This window comes from Paraburkholderia sp. J94 (assembly GCF_905220285.1).
Lineage (GTDB): Bacteria > Pseudomonadota > Gammaproteobacteria > Burkholderiales > Burkholderiaceae > Paraburkholderia > Paraburkholderia tropica_A.
The window spans coordinates 105,032-120,011 of record NZ_CAJMZH010000006.1; the positions used below are offsets into that span (position 1 = coordinate 105,032).

Below are 14,980 nucleotides of genomic sequence, written 5' to 3' on the forward strand. Positions count from 1 at the left end.
CTCGCGCCCGCGCCAATCCGCACCGGGCGCGCAAATTGCTCGTGATTGGCTCCATCATCCAGTGCTCGCGAAGCGCTCCCTGCGCAACGCGGCCCGTTCCTTGCGCCCGCTCGCCAGAACGCCAGTGCGCGAAAACGCCGATTCGCGCGCGCACCAAGCCGCCTGCCGACCCTACGCCAACGCGGGAGTGTCCATGACATCTGAACGGAACGACGATCGACACGCCCAGACTCCGGCCGTCAGCACGGTCGTGAAGGAGGTCGTGCGCCCGGCGCTCCGGCAGAACCTACCGGCAAGCGCGGAAGAAATTCCCCAGGCTGTCGTCGCTCAGGCGCCGGCCGCCGCGGGCGCGTGGGCGACGATGGCCGAACTCGTGCATGCCTACGACTGGTCGGCGACGCCGCTCGGCGCCACGGCGGCCTGGCCGCACAGTCTCCAGAGCGTCGTGCGTCTGATGCTGGCCTCGCGTTACGCGATGTGGCTCGCCTGGGGCCCCGAACTCACGTTTCTCTGCAACGACGCCTACCGCCCGACGCTCGGCGCGAAGCAGCAGTTCATCGGCATGCCTGCGCGCGAAGTCTGGGCCGAAGTCTGGACCGAGGCGGGCTCGCGCATCGAGCACGTGCTCGCGACCGGCGAAGCCACGTGGGACGAAAGCCTGCTGTTGTTTCTCGAACGCAACGGCTTCAAGGAAGAGACGTATCACACGTTTTCGTACGGCCCCGTGCACGACGATAGTGGCGGCGTGCAAGGCATGCTCTGCGTGGTCACGGAGGAGACGCGGCGCGTGCTGTCCGAACGGCGGCTCGCCACCGTGGCGCAGCTTTCGGGCACGGCGCGCAACGCGCAGTCGGTCGCCGAGGCCTGCGGCGAGATCCTCGTCGCGCTCGACGGCAATCGCCGCGATCTGCCTTTCATCGCGCTTTATCTGCTCGACGCGGACGGCCAGGGGGCGCGCCTCGCGGCCAGCAATCACGCGGGACCGACGCCGCTGTCGGCCGCGCTGAGCTTCGATGGCGCGGCGCCCGGCAGTCTCGCGGCGGCGCTCGCCGAGGCGTCGCGCGCGCCGCACGAAGGCGCGGTCGTCGACACCGCGTGGCTCGACGACGTGCTGCCCGCCGAATCGGCGTGGTCCGAACCCGTGAGCCGCGCGGCCATCGTGCCGCTCATGCGCCGCGCGCCGGGCGTGCAAGGTGCGGACGGAGCGCCGGGCGAGCACAGCGCGACGCTCGGTTTTCTGGTGACGGGCGCGAGTCCGCGTCTGCTGTTCGACGACGATTACCGCGCCTTCATCGGCCTCGTCGCGTCGCAGGCGGCCAGCATCGTCGAAGGCGCGCGCGCGGTGGAAACCGAACGCGAACGCCTCGAACAACTGGCCGCGCTGGACCGCGCCAAAACCACGTTCTTCTCGAACGTGAGCCACGAATTGCGCACGCCGCTGATGCTGATGCTCGCGCCGATCGACGATCTCGTGGCCGCGGACCGCGATCCCGCGCGACTCGCCTTGCTGCGCCTCGCGCGCCGCAACGGCCACCGGCTGCTGCGGCTCGTGAACTCGCTGCTCGACTTCGCGCGCATCGAGGCGGGCCGCAGCGACGTCGGTTACGAGGCCACCGATCTTGCGCGCTACACGCAGCACGTGGCGAGCACGTTCCGTTCGGCCATCGAGCGTGGCGGACTCGCGTATCGCGTGCAATGCCAGCTCGATGAGCCGGTCTACGTCGACCGGCAGATGTGGGAAAAGATCGTCCTCAATCTGCTGTCGAATGCGTTCAAATTCACGCTCGCGGGGCAGGTCGGCATCCGTCTCGCGCGCGACGGCGACTGCGCGGCGCTCACGGTCGAGGACAGCGGCACGGGCATTGCGGCGCACGAAATGCCGCGTCTGTTCGAGCGCTTTCATCGCGTGGAAGGCACGCAGGGGCGCACGCAGGAAGGCTCCGGCATCGGCCTCGCGCTGGTCCAGGAGCTCGTCAAGCTGCACGGCGGCACGATCGAGGCGTGGAGCGAGCCGGGGCGCGGCTCGCGCTTCACCGTGCGCGTGCCGTTCGGCCGCGTGCATCTGCCCGCCGAGCGCGTGCGCGAGAGTGCGCCGGGCGCGCTTCAGACGGACACGCCGCGCGCGATCGACATGCTGCGCAATGGCGACGCGCAACTGGCCGCCGCGTTCGCCGCCGAAGCGGCGGGCTGGCTCGGCACGGCGCCGCCGGGCGAGAGCGAGGCGAACGGCGAGGGCGCCAATGGCGCGAATGCCGCTGATGGCGCTTATGGTGTCAGCGGCACGTTCGGCGCGCGTGGCGGCGCCAACGCCGAAGCAGGCGAGGGCCAGCGCCTCGACAGCCCCGCACCCGCCTGGTCGGCGGGCCTGCGCGACCGGCGTTTCGCGCTCACGTTCGGCTCGCGCATCCTGCTCGTCGACGATAACGCCGACATGCGCGCCTATGTCGGCGCCTTGCTCTCGAGCGCGTGGCAGGTCGAACTTGCCGCCGACGGCGTCGAAGCGCTCGATCGCGCGCGCCGCGCGCGGCCCGACCTGATTCTCGCCGACGTGATGATGCCCCGCCTCGACGGCTTCGGCTTGCTCGCAGAAGTGCGGCGCGACCCGGCGCTCAGCGAAGTCCCGGTGATCCTGCTCTCGGCGCGCGCGGGCGAGGAAGCGCGCATCGAAGGACTCGATGCGGGCGCCGACGACTATCTCGTCAAGCCGTTCTCGGCGCGCGAACTGGCCGCGCGCGTGGGCGCGCTGCTCGAACGCACGCAGATCCGCCACGCCAACCAGCAGTTGCTCGAACTCGCGCTCTCCAGCATTCAGGACCAGTTCTTCATGCTCGACGAAGGCGCGCGCATCACGCTCGCCAATCCGCATTTTCTGGAGATGGCCGGCGTGAGCGCGCCGCAGGCGCTCGGGCAGCGCATCGTCGATGTCTGTCCCGAGGCGGCCACGAACGGCTTCGACGCCGCGCTGCGCGCCGCGCACGAGGCGCGCGCGATGCAATTGTTCGAAACCTGGTGCGCGCGGCGCGGCCGCTGGTACGAAGTGCGCATCTATCCGGCCGCGCAGGGCGCCGCCGTGCTGCTGTCCGACATCAGCGGACGCAAGGCCGATCAGGAAGCGATCCGCGTGCGCACCGCGCAATTCGAAACGCTGATGAACGAAGCGCCGCTCGGCGTCTATCTCGTCGATCGCGATTTGCGTATCCGCGAGATCAATCCGGGCGCGCAGGCGTTTTTCGGCGACACGGCCGATCTCACCGGGCAGGACTTCGGCGCGGTGATGCAGCGCGTCTGGCAGCCGCACTACGCGGACGAGATCGTGGCGATCTTTCGCGACACGCTGGCGACCGGCGCGCCGTATCACACGCCCGAACGCAGCGAGCCGCGGCGCGACCGCGAGCGCGTCGAGTGCTACGAATGGGAGGTGCACCGCACGCCGCTCGCGGATGGCGAATTCGGCCTCGTCTGCTACTTCCGCGATATCTCGGCGCAGGTGCGCGTGCGCCAGCAACTCGAGGAAGCCGACCATCAGAAGGACGCGTTTCTCGCCACGCTGTCGCACGAACTGCGCAATCCGCTCGCGCCGATCCGCAGCGCCGCGGCGATCCTCGATTCGAAGTCGCTGACCCCGGAGCAACTGGCGTGGGCCACCGACGTGATCCGCCGTCAGGTCACGCATATGTCGGGACTCCTCGACGAGCTGCTGGATCTCGCGCGCGTGACCTGCGGCAAGCTCGATTTGCGGCGCGACGTCGTGAGTCTCGGCGTCGTGATCAAGACCGCGGTCGAGGCGTCGCGGCCGCTGCTCGAACGCAAGCAGCACACGCTCACGGTGCACGAGCCGATGCCCGACGTGCTGATCGACGCCGACGCGCTGCGGCTCGCGCAGGTGATCTCGAATCTGCTCAACAACGCGGGCAAATACACCGATCCCGGCGGCCATATCGAACTCGCGATACGCGTGAACGGCGCGGCGATCGAGCTGACCGTCACGGACGACGGCATCGGTCTGCCCGCCGACGCCGACGAGCGGCTGTTCGCGATGTTCTCGCAGATCGACGCGCGTTCGCCGCGCGCCGAGGGCGGACTCGGGATCGGCCTCGCGCTGTCGAAAGGGCTCGTGCGCCTGCACGGCGGCACCATTCACGCGCGCTCCGACGGGCCGGGACGCGGCAGCGAATTCCGTATCGCGCTGCCGATCGTGGTGCCGACCTTGCGCTCGCGCGCGGTCGTGGACGAGGCGCATCGGCCGGCGAGGGCGGCGCGGCGCGTGCTCGTCGTCGACGACAACAAGGACGCGGCGGAAAGTCTCGCGCTGCTGCTGTCGCTTTCGGGTCATGAAGTGCGCGTGGCGCACTCCGGCGCGTCGGCGCTCGAACTTGCGCCGACGTACCGCCCCGAGGCCGTGCTGCTCGATCTCGGCATGCCCGGACTGAGCGGCTATGAAGTGGCGCGCGCGCTGCGCCGATTGCCGGACACGCAGGACACGGTGGTGGTCGCGCTGACCGGCTGGGGTCAGGACGAGGACCGCAAGCGCACGCTCGATGCAGGCTTCGACTGGCACATCACGAAGCCCGCCGATCCCGACGAAATCCTGCTGCTGCTCACGCGTTCGCGCGACGAACTGGTGAGCGCGCGCGGCGAGGTGCAACGCGCGCAGCGCGCGGCACGGGCGCCGCGCTAAGGTCGCCGACGACGCGTTTCAGTTCTGCGTGCGTCAGGCCTGAAACGCGCGTTCGGGCGGTGCATCGGAAGGCGGATCGCCTTGCGGCGGAGGCGGCGGCACCTCGCTGTCGGGAACGGGCGGCGGCTTGCGCGGAGGCGTTTCGGGTTCTTCGGTCGGCAGGTGCGCGTGGTAGGTGCGAGCAGGGAAAACCGGGGGCATAGGCAGCTCCGTGTGTTCGTCGTGCGCTGGGCGCAGCGCGAAATATCACGAAGCGCCGCAAGCGTCGTGCCTTGCCGATCCGGGCTCGATTCAATTCGTATAACGAAATGATCGACTGTGGATGGAGTGTGCGCTGGAACGCGAGTTGCGGAATCGCGAATCGACATCATCAACGTGTCAGCGCCAGGAACCGAACCAGGAGGCCGATCCGATGACCCGCCGCGATACGCTTCGCAACACGCTCCCTTACGCCGTGCTCACTGCGGCCTGCATGCTGGGCGGCGGACAGGCGCACGCGCAAGGCAACACGAACGGCGCGGGCATGCCGGCGAGCGGCGTGAACGGCGTGTATCCGGCGCCGATGGAGGGCGTCGAACCGGGCGTCGAGGCCAGCCGCCCGCGCGCGACCCGCACCACGAACGCCGCACACGGCGCGCACGCTCCCGCGAAAGGACACGGGAAAAAGCCGCCAGAACATCCGCGGAAAGACCCGCAAAAAGACCCGCAAAAAGACCCCGCGGACGGCGCGTCCGCCACCCGCGGCGACATCAAGGAACACTGATCATGCAACTGCCACGCGGATTGGCGCGCGTTCGCGCGCTGCATCATCGACACACCGGGCAGCCTGGCGAAGGCAGGGCGCTCGCGCACGAAATCGACGCGTTCATGCTGCCGCCGAACGGCTGGGTGCCGAACAACGGCCGCCTGCCGGTGATCGTCTACCGTCATGCTTTCGATGCCGATGCGCCGAAGCTCGCCGAGCAGATCGAAACGCGTTTCGCGCACCACGCGTGGCCCGTGCAATGGCGCAACGGCGTGTTCGACTTTCACCATTTCCATTCGACGGCGCATGAGGTGCTGGGCGTCTTCGCGGGCGCGGCGGAACTGATCGTCGGCGGGCCGGGCGGCCGGATGCTGCCGCTCGCGGCCGGCGACGTGCTGCTGCTGCCGGCGGGCACCGGCCATTGCCTCGTGTCGCGCACGGATGCGTTTCATGTCGCGGGCGGTTATCCCGCCGGTCAGCAATGGGATATCCGGCGCGAAGCGCTCACGCCCGACGAACTGCGCGCGATGGACGCGCTGCCGTTTCCGGCCAGCGATCCGGTCTACGGCGCGCGCGGGCCGGTGATCGAGCGTTGGCGAAAACCGGCGTAGCGCGCGGCGCCGTAAAGTCCGGCACGCGCCGACAGGCACGCCAGTTGCGCCTGGCTCCTCATTCAGCGGCCCCGAGCGCCGCACGAACTGCGATCAGGAGAGGACATCATGAACCGACGCGCCATCTCGCTTGCCGCCGCCATCGCCAATGCGGCCATTTTCACGGGCGCGCTGGGCGGCGCGCCGCTCGCGCATGCCCAGGGCGCACCGCAGGCGATCGCCGTGCAGCGCATGGCGACGGTTCAGTCCGGCACGGGTTTTCGCGCATCGAAACTGGTCGGCTCGAATGTCTACGACAACAACGGCAGCAAGATCGGCTCGATCGACGACATCGTGCTCGAATCGCCGAACGAAGGCGCGTTCGCGATTTTGTCGGTCGGCGGATTTCTCGGCATGGGCGAACATCTGATCGCCGTGCCGTTCAACGATCTGCAGATCAGCGCCAAGCAGATCGTGCTGCAAACCGACAAGGCCGGGCTGAAGGCGATGCCGGAGTTTCATTACGCGAAGGATTGAGGTTTTTGGGGCGGATTTGGTGTGTTTAAAAAGTGCGCTAATTTATGTTATGTAAAATCACAAATCGGCAGCGGTCGAACGTGTTTCAACCGTCTCCCTCGCCTGATTCCGCCTTATCCAGCCGCCCGATCCCGCGTTGATCCTGCATTCCGGGCGGCCTTCGATTCCAGTTGATTCCCGTTACGGACGGCGGCTCAGCCCGTGCATCGTGCCCGAGCGCCGCACGCTCGTTTCCAGCGACGCTTCGCATTGCGCGCAGCGTCCGAAGATCACGAGGCTTGCGCTCGCGTAGCGAAATCCGCGCGAGCCGGCGATCGTTTCGTGCTGCGATTCCAGTTCGGTATCGTCGATGTCGGTGACTTCGCCGCAGTCGTTGCAGACCAGATGCGAATGCCGCGTGCCGCGATTGAGTTCGTAGACGACGCGCTGCTCGCCGATCCAGGCATTCGTGATCAGCCCGGCTTCGAGCAATTGCGACAGCGCCCGATACACGCTCGCCAGGCTGCATTGCTCCGTCTCCGGCGGCACGCGCCGGAAAACCTGGTCGGCGGTCATGTGCTCGTTCGGAAATTCATGGAACAGCTGAAGCACGGCGACGCGACTCGAGGTCGGACGCATACGGGCTCGTTTCAGATCGGCATAGATCGCTCTCATCGCATCGGCACACTTTTCATACGTGGCCCATAGTCTCGATTGCGGTTGCTTAAGGCTTGCTTAAGCCCCTGCGCGGCAATGCGATTTGCGACGAGGGGGCCGTTACCGGGCTTTACGCCGGGTCTTTCCGATCACCCTTCTGTTCACCAAAAAATCCCTGTTAAATCAATCAATTAAAGAAGAAATTCGCGCCTTTGGTGAGCCGAAAAGAAACAGCCGCGCCAATAACGGCGCGGCTGTTCACAGGGAAACCTCGGGAAAGCACCATGCACGCGCTCAGCGCGGCGGCGACACCACCACGTACTGCACCTGCGTACCGATGTATTGCGGCTGATACCACGTCGCGCCGCATTGCTCGTAGGTGACGCCGCCGATCACGACGGCGGTGCACGACGGCGGCAGCGTCGCGACCATCGTGCCGACCACGGCCGCCGTAACGCCCACCGTGACGGCGACGGCCACCGGATCGACATACCAGCCGCCACCCCAGTACGGCGGCGGAGGCGGAGGTGGTGGAGGCGGCGGTCCGGGCGGATGCGGTCCCGGTCCCGGACCAGGCTGCGGCCCCGGGCCGGGGCCCGGCGGTTGCGGCTGCGGTCCAGGATTGGGACCGGGCGGATGCGGCTGCGGCCCAGGGTTCGGGTTCGGCCCCGGATTGGGATTCGGATTCGGATGCGGTCCCGGTCCCGGATTCGGATTCGGATTCGGATGCGGCCCCGGCTGTCCGCCGGTGTGCTGCACGCCGCCGCCATTGAATCCCGGCCGGCCATGAAACTGCCCGCCACCGCCGAAATTCCCGCCGCCCATCGGATGAATGCTGGTGCGCGCCATGCCGCGGAACGCGAAAGCCGCCGGAGTCGTCAGCGCCATCGACACGGCGAGGCTCGCCGCGATGGCCCGTTGAGTGTGCCTGTTCATCATTCCGCCTCCTGATAAGGCGGGCGGTCCGCGGGCTTCATCTCGATCTGCCGCGCGCCCGGACGCGGCCGGAACACGAAGGTCGACGCCGCGAAAACGGGATTCAGCTTCCAGTGATACGTGACCTCGTGCCGGGGCCGCGACGGCTGCGTGGTATCGGTGATGATCATCTTGCACGGCAGCGGCCGCCGCCCTGCTTCGATCCACAGTTCCCAATCCGCGCCCGGCTGCCGGTACGCATAGTGCGTGCAACTGCGCGTATCGACTTTCTCGGTGCCGAGCGACTGCGCGGAGCTGATCGCGAGATCGTCGGGCTTGTCGGCGCCCCAGTAGAACAGATCGGCGAGCGGCGTCTCGATGTGCCAGTTCACGGCCAGATCGCGCACGAGTTCGTCGAGCGTCGGCGGCGCGTCGCGTCGCGCGTAATACCCCTTCTTCTCGTTGAAGATCGTGAAGCGATGGCCGTCGTAGACCATGCCGCGCACGTTGCCGTTGCCGGAGATGTCGGCGCGCATGCGGTCGGGCCGCTTCACCTTGAGCACCGTATGGCGCAGCAGCGCGGCGTTCTGGCCGTTGTCGAGCACGACGTCGGTGACCGTGTCGGCGTCCACCTCGAAGGTGCGCAGCGTGCGCAGATACGCGCCCATGGCGTCGAGCGCGTCGGTGGCCTGCTCGTCGATGGCGGGTGCGCCGCTGCCGCCGCCTTCGCCGATGCCCAGATCGTTGAGCGGTGATGGGACGTTCGATTGCGCCGGCACGTGTTCGCCGCCGCTGTTCTGATGGGCGCAGCCGGCGAGCGAGAGGCCGCCGGCAAGTGCAATCGAGATCGTGAGCGCGAGCGAAAGCGGCGCCGCTCGCGGGATGACTCCAGGGAAGACTCTTTTGTTCACGTCGTCTCCTGACTGAAAGTTCGCCGGATTCGACCGCCGACGCATGTCGTTGCGCGCGCAGCCTATGCGTCTCGGGTCGGCGAAACGCGGGGCGTCTGCAAAGCAACGTGCACGCTCATTCGTGCCCCCCATCTCGTATTAATCAGCTTACCAGCGGCACGTTTCTGCGTCCCTCAAACGCGCCTCCTTGCCCTGCGCATCGATTTCCGGCTTGCGCTCGCTCAGTAAAAGCCCTGGTCGGTCGCATTCCGGGCACGGGTTATCATCCGGTGCATCTGTTTCAGAACGTCGTTCTATCAGATAGAACGGCAGAGACGCAACGAGCGAGACAGCACCATGTTCTTGTCCCGAGCTCAGGAGGAGCCCGCCATGTCCAGTTTGCCGGTCGGCGCGACGCACGAGTCGCTCCGGGAATCCGTCCCGCCCGCGAGCGCGGCGCAGATCAACGCGCGCATCGACCGCCTGCCCGCTGCGCGCGCGATCTGGACACTCGTCCTGCTGATCGCAACGGGCGGCTGGTTCGAGTTCTACGACCTGTTCTTCACGGCTTACGTCGGGCCGGGCCTCGTCAAAAGCGGCCTTTACTCGACCACGACCGCGTCGTTCTTCGGCTTTTCGGGGCTCGGCGCATTCGTGGCGGCGTCGTTCGCCGGGCTGTTCATCGGCACATTCTGTTTCACCGGGCTCGCCGACCGTTATGGCCGCCGCACGATGTTCACCGCGTCGCTGCTCTGGTACTCGGCGGCCACCTGCGTGATGGCGCTGCAGACGTCCGCGCCCGCGATCAACCTGTGGCGGCTGATCGCGGGGATCGGCGTGGGCATCGAGCTCGTCACCATCGACACTTACGTGAGCGAACTGGTGCCCAAGCACATGCGCGGGCGCGCGTTCGCCTTCGTGCATCTCGTGCAGTACACGGCCGTGCCCGCCGTCGCGCTGCTCGCGTGGTGGCTCGTGCCGCGCGCGCCGCTCGGCTTCGACGGCTGGCGTTGGGTCGTGATGTTCGGCGCGGCCGGCGCGCTGATCGCGTGGGCGATCCGCCGCAGCGTGCCCGAGAGCGCCCGCTGGCTCGCGCAGCGCGGACGCCACGAGGAAGCGGCGCGCGTGCTCGCGAAACTCGAAGCGAAGATCGAGGCGCAGACCGGCCGCCTGCTGCCCGCGCCCGCGCCGTTGACGGAAAGCGCGAGCGCCGCGCCGCAACGCAAGGCCCGTTTCGCCGAGATCTGGCAGCCGCCGTATCGCCGCCGCACGATCACGCTGCTCGTCTTCAATCTGTTCCAGGCGATCGGCTTTTACGGTTTCGCGTCGTGGGTGCCGACGCTGCTCGTCTCCAAAGGCGTGACGATCACGCACAGCCTGCTCTACGCGTTCGTGATCGCGGCGTCGAATCCGTTCGGCCCGCTGATCGGCATGGCGATCGCCGACCGCATCGAGCGCAAGACACTCGTCGTGCTGTCCGCACTCGCCATCGCCGTATTCGGCTCGCTGTTCGCCGTGCAGACTTCGCCCGTCATGCTGATGCTGCTCGGCGTGCTCATCACGCTCGGCGGCACGCTGCTCTCGGTCGGCTATCACGCCTATCAGGTCGAACTGTTTCCCACCCGCATGCGCGCCACGGCGGTCGGCTTCGTCTATTCGATGTCGCGGCTGTCCGCGATGTTCTCGGGCTTCATGATCGCGTTCGCGCTGCGTCATTTCGGTGTACCAGGCGTGTTCGCGCTGATCACGGGTGCGATGGTCGCGGTGATGGCGGCGATCGGCCTGTTCGGTCCGCGCACCAACAACCGCTCGCTCGACGATATTTCCCATTGAACTGAACCAGAGGCTGGACTCACGATGTTGCCTTTAGCAGGAATCCGCGTTCTCGATCTTTCCAACGTGCTGGCCGGGCCGTTCTGCGCGTATCAACTCGCGCTGTTCGGCGCGGACGTCACCAAGGTCGAGCATCCCGAAGGCGGCGATCTCGCGCGCCGTCTCGGCGCCGACAAGGACGCCGCCGCGCGCAACATGGGCGCGTCGTTCGTCGCCGTGAATGCGGGCAAGCGCTCGATCACGCTCAATCTCAAGGACCCGCGCGGCAAGGCGATCCTGCTCGATCTCGTGCGCGACGCCGACGTGCTGGTCGAGAACTTCCGCCCCGGCGTGATGGATCGCCTGGGCCTCGGGTTCGATCAGTTATCCGAAGTGAATCCGCGTCTCGTCTATTGCGCGATTTCGGGTTTCGGCGATTCGGGCGAGCTGTCGCCCCGCCCTGCTTACGACCAGATCATCCAGGGTATGGCCGGCGTGATGAGCGTGACCGGCGACGCGCAAAGCGCGCCGCTGCGCGTGGGCTATCCGGTCTCCGATACGGTCGGCGGCCTGACGGCGGCGTTCGGCATTTGCGCGGCGCTCGTCGATGCGCGCGCGAACGGGCGCGGAAGGCGGCTCGACGTGTCGATGCTCGAAGCGACGCTCGCGAGCATGGGCTGGGTCGTCTCGAACTATCTGAACGCGGGCGTGGAGCCTGTGCCGATGGGCAACGAGAACTTCACCGCCGCGCCCTCGGGCACCTTCGCGACCGGCGACGGCCTGCTCAACATCGCGGCCAACGAAACGCGTCAGTTCGAGAGCCTGTGCGCGGTGATCGGCCGCCCCGAACTCGCCCACGATGCGCGTTTTTCCGCGCGCCATCTGCGCAAGCAATATCGCAATGAATTGAAGGCCGAAATCGAAGCCGCGCTCGCCGCCGACAGCGCCGCGAACTGGGAAGCGCGGCTGCTCGCGCAAGGCGTGCCGGTCGGCCGCGTGTTGTCGGTGCCGCAGATTCTCGCGCATCCGCATCTGGCCGAGCGGCAATTCGTGCGCGAATTCGAACCTGCGAACGGCGAGGCCGCGCAGCGCGTGACGCGCGCGGGCCTGCGTCTCTCGGACGGCGACGCCGCACCCGCCACGCCCGCGCCCGCGCTCGGCGCGCACACGCGCGAAACCCTCGCACAACTCGGCTACGACGCCGCGCACATCGACGCCCTGCGCGCCGAAGGAGTCATCTGAACATGAGCACGACGAACCCCGACCTCGCTGCCCTCTGCGCCGACTACTGGAGCACCTCGATCATCGACATCCATCCGGGCTCGATCGCCGTGCGCGGCTTTCCGATCCAGGAGTTGATCGGCCGCGTGAGCTTTCCGCAGATGATCTGGCTGATGCTGCGCGGCGAACTGCCCAGCGAAGACGAAGCGTCGCTGCTCGAAGCCGCGCTCGTCGCCTCGGTCGATCACGGACCGCATGCACCGTCGATCGCGATCTCGCGCATGGCGACGAGTTGCGGCCTGCCGCTCAACGGCGCGATGGCGTCCGCGATCAACGCGCTCGACGACGTGCATGGCGGCGCGGGTCAGCAGGCGGTGGAACTGTATGCGTCGATCGCGGCGCGCCTCGATGCGGGCGCGCTGCTCGACGATGCAGTTGAAGCCGGCGTCGATGCCTTCGTCGCCGCGCACGGCAAATATCTGCCGGGCTTCGGGCATCGTTTTCATCCAGTCGATCCGCGTGCCGGACGTCTGCTCGAACTCGTCGATGCGCGCGTGGAATCGGGTGCGATCAACGGTCGTAATGCGCTGATCGCGCGCGGCGTGGAAGCGCTGCTGAAGCGCCGCAAGAACAAGCCGGTGCCGATGAATATCGACGGCGTGACCGCCGTGATCTACGCGGAACTGGGTTTCGCGCCGGAGCTTGCGCGCGGCGTGTTCATTCTCTCGCGCGCGGTGGGGATTCTCGCGCATGCGTGGGAGCAGCGCGGACGCAAGGAGCGCAACAAAGGGCCGATGCCGCGCCAGATCGACTACGCGTACACCGGCGCGCCCGAGCGCCATCTGCCTGATGGCGCGCAGCCGCGCGAAGCCTGAGCCTCGACCTTTAGCCGCTGTGTTTCGCGGTCTGCGCGTGCGCCTGACGGGCCGCGCGCAGACCGCGCGAATCGCCGCCTAGCGCATCGGTGGCGCGCGTGGCGCAATCGAACAGCGCGTCGAGATTCGCTTCGACGAACGCGCGGTCGATACGCGAACTCGGGCCCGCGAGCGTGATCACACCGCGCAGCGCGTTCTGCACGCCGAACACCGGCATCGATACGCCCGACGTTTCCCGATCGCGCTCGCCGATCGACATGCAATAGAAGTCGCGGCGAATCTGCTCGAACGCTTCGCCCGGCTCGTGCCCGAACGCGAGCAGCGCGCGGCCGCCCGAACCGGTTTCGAGCGGCAGCACGTCGCCTTCGCGCACGTGATGGCGCACGACGTGCATCGAATCCACGCGATGCAGGCACACGCGCACCGCGTTGTCGCGCACATAGAACGACACGCTCTCCCCGCTTTTTTCCATGAGCTCGCGCATCAGCGGCAGCAGGATGTCGCCCAGATTCAGGCTGCGCTGATAGAGCGCGCCGAGCGCGAACGTGGCCGGTCCGAGCTGATAGCGGCCGTCTTCGAGCCGCAGCAGCAGCCGATGCTGGATCAGCGCGCCGGCAAGCCGCAGCAGCGTGCTCTTGTAGAGCCCCGTGCGAGCGGCGAGTTCGGCGAGCGTGAGCGCCGCGTTCTGCGGGCCGTCTTCGGGACGGAAGGCGAACAGGATGGCGCACGCGCGGTCGATGACGGCGACGCCTTCTTCCTTCTTGAGCGGTGGTTCCGCGGACATGTCGGGCGATGAAAGGCAAGCAGGGAAGCCTGAATTTTACGCGAACTCGTGCGTGCTTCGGCCGCATTCCTGCGATCGCCCGCGCTTGCCGATCACGCGGGGATGGACCGTCCGCACTGGCTCGCGCGCCGTCCATCCGCAGTATCGGACGCTCATCGCCCTCACCCTCGCCCGCGCTGGCCACGCAGCCGTGAAGAACCGCTGACGCGCGCGCCTTACCGCGCGTGCGTCACCGAGGCGCGCATCGTCACGCTCACGTCGAAGCTGCGCTCGATCTCCCACTCCGTGCCATAGCACTGGTTGATCAGCCAGCGCACGGCGTTGCGCGTGAGTTCAGCGGTCGGAATATGCACCGAGGTGAGCGCGGGCGCCATGTAGGCCGCGGAATAGTCATCGTCGTAGCCGATCACGGAGACGTCGCGCGGCACTGAAATACCCGCATGTTGCAGGCGCGCGAGCGCCGACATCGCCATCGTGTCGTTCGCGCAGAACAGGCCCGTGAAGCGGCGCTTCGATTCGAGCAGCTGCCCCGCCGCCGCGTAACCGCCCTCGGGCGAGAAGTCGGACATGATGAGCGGCACGCGTTCGCGCTCGATGCCGTGGCGCGCAAGTTCGGCGAAGAAACCATCCAGACGCGCCTGATTGTCCGATGAACTGGCCGTGCCGCCGATCGCCGCGATCTCGCGATGCCCGTGTTCGATCAGCGTGCGCGCGGCCAGCTCGCCGCCGTGAAAGTGGTCGGCGCAGAACGAGGCTTCGGGGAAATGCTCGAAGGCGCGGTTGAGGAAGGCCATGCGCGGATGCAGCGCGTGCAGCATGCCCAGATCCTCGTCGTGCAGGTCGTGACTGATGACCACCACGCCATCGCAATCGCGCCCGATCAGAAAGCGCACCGCCTCGATCGCCTGCTCGCGCGGCGAAGCCTCGCCGCAGCCCGTCGCCACCACCACGTGACGGCGCACCGCGCGCAGTTCCGTGTCGGTCTCCTTGAGGATCGTGCCGTAGTACGAGCCGAAGAAGGTCGGCACGAAAATGCCGATGATGCCGAGCGACTGCGTCGCCATCGCCCGGCCGATCGACGACGGCCGGAAGTTCAGTTGTTCGATGGCGGCCTGCACGCGCGCCGCCGCGTCGGCCGACACCGGGCCCTTGCCGGAAATCGCCCGCGAGGCGGTGGAGAGTCCCACGCCGGCCAGCGTTGCCACGTCTTTCAGGGTTGCCACTTCTCGTACGTCCCTCGGTTTTATTGTCGTTGCGCGAGCTTGGTGCGACGTCGCGCGCTGTGTCAGCACGGCCA

General features: G+C 67.6%; 13 protein-coding genes. 7 read left to right on the forward strand and 6 right to left on the reverse strand.

Annotated features, from left to right (window positions below; translation table 11 throughout):
• Window positions 1–193: 193 nt before the first annotated feature.
• Entirely contained in the window at window positions 194–4,678 is a 4,485-nt protein-coding gene (locus U4Y88_RS14105) for an ATP-binding protein (RefSeq protein WP_321784625.1), read from the forward strand.
• A gap of 33 nt (window positions 4,679–4,711) precedes the next feature.
• Here the strand turns inward: U4Y88_RS14105 and U4Y88_RS14110 are convergent, their stop codons facing one another.
• Complete coding sequence (locus tag U4Y88_RS14110) at window positions 4,712–4,879, reverse strand: hypothetical protein (RefSeq protein WP_321784627.1); 168 nt, start codon at window positions 4,877–4,879, stop codon at window positions 4,712–4,714.
• Between the two features lie 211 nt (window positions 4,880–5,090).
• Here U4Y88_RS14110 and U4Y88_RS14115 point away from each other — a divergent pair, with 211 nt between their 5' ends.
• From U4Y88_RS14115 to U4Y88_RS14125, 3 genes are all read left to right on the forward strand, one after another.
• On the forward strand, window positions 5,091–5,441 hold the full coding sequence (locus tag U4Y88_RS14115; RefSeq protein WP_321784629.1) for a hypothetical protein: 351 nt from the start codon (window positions 5,091–5,093) through the stop codon (window positions 5,439–5,441).
• 104 nt (window positions 5,442–5,545) lie between these two features.
• Complete coding sequence (locus U4Y88_RS14120) at window positions 5,546–6,034, forward strand: cupin domain-containing protein (RefSeq protein ID WP_224008184.1); 489 nt, start codon at window positions 5,546–5,548, stop codon at window positions 6,032–6,034.
• Window positions 6,035–6,142: 108 nt separating this feature from the next.
• Complete coding sequence (locus U4Y88_RS14125) at window positions 6,143–6,550, forward strand: PRC-barrel domain-containing protein (protein WP_224008050.1); 408 nt, start codon at window positions 6,143–6,145, stop codon at window positions 6,548–6,550.
• Between the two features lie 180 nt (window positions 6,551–6,730).
• Here the strand turns inward: U4Y88_RS14125 and U4Y88_RS14130 are convergent, their stop codons facing one another.
• The 3 genes from U4Y88_RS14130 to U4Y88_RS14140 all read right to left on the reverse strand — a co-directional run bounded on the left by U4Y88_RS14130 (window position 6,731) and on the right by U4Y88_RS14140 (window position 9,012).
• Entirely contained in the window at window positions 6,731–7,168 is a 438-nt protein-coding gene (locus tag U4Y88_RS14130) for a Fur family transcriptional regulator (protein ID WP_224008047.1), read from the reverse strand.
• A 312-nt stretch (window positions 7,169–7,480) separates the two neighbouring features.
• A complete protein-coding gene (locus tag U4Y88_RS14135) occupies window positions 7,481–8,122 on the reverse strand; it encodes a DUF6515 family protein (protein ID WP_321784631.1) in 642 nt (213 codons plus the stop codon).
• Window positions 8,122–9,012 (reverse strand): DUF2092 domain-containing protein, encoded by an 891-nt coding sequence (locus tag U4Y88_RS14140; protein WP_310630769.1) that lies wholly within the window; start codon window positions 9,010–9,012, stop codon window positions 8,122–8,124. Before U4Y88_RS14140 ends, U4Y88_RS14135 begins: the two co-directional genes overlap by 1 nt.
• Window positions 9,013–9,381: 369 nt before the next feature.
• Here U4Y88_RS14140 and U4Y88_RS14145 point away from each other — a divergent pair, with 369 nt between their 5' ends.
• The 3 genes from U4Y88_RS14145 to U4Y88_RS14155 are packed head-to-tail and all read left to right on the forward strand — an operon-like array spanning window position 9,382 to window position 12,899.
• The gene (locus U4Y88_RS14145; RefSeq protein WP_321784633.1) at window positions 9,382–10,824 is read left to right on the forward strand and encodes an MFS transporter; all 1,443 of its coding nucleotides are present in this window, start codon (window positions 9,382–9,384) and stop codon (window positions 10,822–10,824) included.
• Window positions 10,825–10,848: 24 nt separating this feature from the next.
• Complete coding sequence (locus U4Y88_RS14150) at window positions 10,849–12,045, forward strand: CoA transferase (protein ID WP_321784635.1); 1,197 nt, start codon at window positions 10,849–10,851, stop codon at window positions 12,043–12,045.
• Window positions 12,046–12,047: 2 nt separating this feature from the next.
• A complete protein-coding gene (locus tag U4Y88_RS14155) occupies window positions 12,048–12,899 on the forward strand; it encodes a citryl-CoA lyase (RefSeq protein ID WP_321784637.1) in 852 nt (283 codons plus the stop codon).
• 10 nt (window positions 12,900–12,909) lie between these two features.
• Here the strand turns inward: U4Y88_RS14155 and U4Y88_RS14160 are convergent, their stop codons facing one another.
• Both U4Y88_RS14160 and U4Y88_RS14165 read right to left on the reverse strand, forming a co-directional pair.
• Window positions 12,910–13,683, reverse strand: a complete 774-nt coding sequence (locus U4Y88_RS14160) for an IclR family transcriptional regulator (protein ID WP_321784639.1) — start codon at window positions 13,681–13,683, stop codon at window positions 12,910–12,912.
• A 215-nt stretch (window positions 13,684–13,898) separates the two neighbouring features.
• Window positions 13,899–14,906: a substrate-binding domain-containing protein gene (locus U4Y88_RS14165; RefSeq protein WP_224008026.1), complete on the reverse strand. Its 1,008-nt coding sequence runs from the start codon at window positions 14,904–14,906 to the stop codon at window positions 13,899–13,901.
• Window positions 14,907–14,980 lie beyond the last annotated feature (74 nt).

Excerpts from the sequence above, each read along its gene's own strand:
- U4Y88_RS14110 (WP_321784627.1), bottom strand. The coding sequence starts at position 4,879 with ATGCCCCCGGTTTTCCCTGCTCGCACCTACCACGCGCACCTGCCGACC.
- U4Y88_RS14120 (WP_224008184.1), top strand. The coding sequence starts at position 5,546 with ATGCTGCCGCCGAACGGCTGGGTGCCGAACAACGGCCGCCTGCCGGTG.
- U4Y88_RS14155 (WP_321784637.1), top strand. The coding sequence starts at position 12,048 with ATGAGCACGACGAACCCCGACCTCGCTGCCCTCTGCGCCGACTACTGG.
- U4Y88_RS14130 (WP_224008047.1), bottom strand. The coding sequence starts at position 7,168 with ATGCGTCCGACCTCGAGTCGCGTCGCCGTGCTTCAGCTGTTCCATGAA.
- U4Y88_RS14160 (WP_321784639.1), bottom strand. The coding sequence starts at position 13,683 with ATGTCCGCGGAACCACCGCTCAAGAAGGAAGAAGGCGTCGCCGTCATC.
- U4Y88_RS14115 (WP_321784629.1), top strand. The coding sequence starts at position 5,091 with ATGACCCGCCGCGATACGCTTCGCAACACGCTCCCTTACGCCGTGCTC.
- U4Y88_RS14135 (WP_321784631.1), bottom strand. The coding sequence starts at position 8,122 with ATGAACAGGCACACTCAACGGGCCATCGCGGCGAGCCTCGCCGTGTCG.
- U4Y88_RS14145 (WP_321784633.1), top strand. The coding sequence starts at position 9,382 with ATGTCCAGTTTGCCGGTCGGCGCGACGCACGAGTCGCTCCGGGAATCC.
- U4Y88_RS14105 (WP_321784625.1), top strand. The coding sequence starts at position 194 with ATGACATCTGAACGGAACGACGATCGACACGCCCAGACTCCGGCCGTC.
- U4Y88_RS14150 (WP_321784635.1), top strand. The coding sequence starts at position 10,849 with ATGTTGCCTTTAGCAGGAATCCGCGTTCTCGATCTTTCCAACGTGCTG.
- U4Y88_RS14125 (WP_224008050.1), top strand. The coding sequence starts at position 6,143 with ATGAACCGACGCGCCATCTCGCTTGCCGCCGCCATCGCCAATGCGGCC.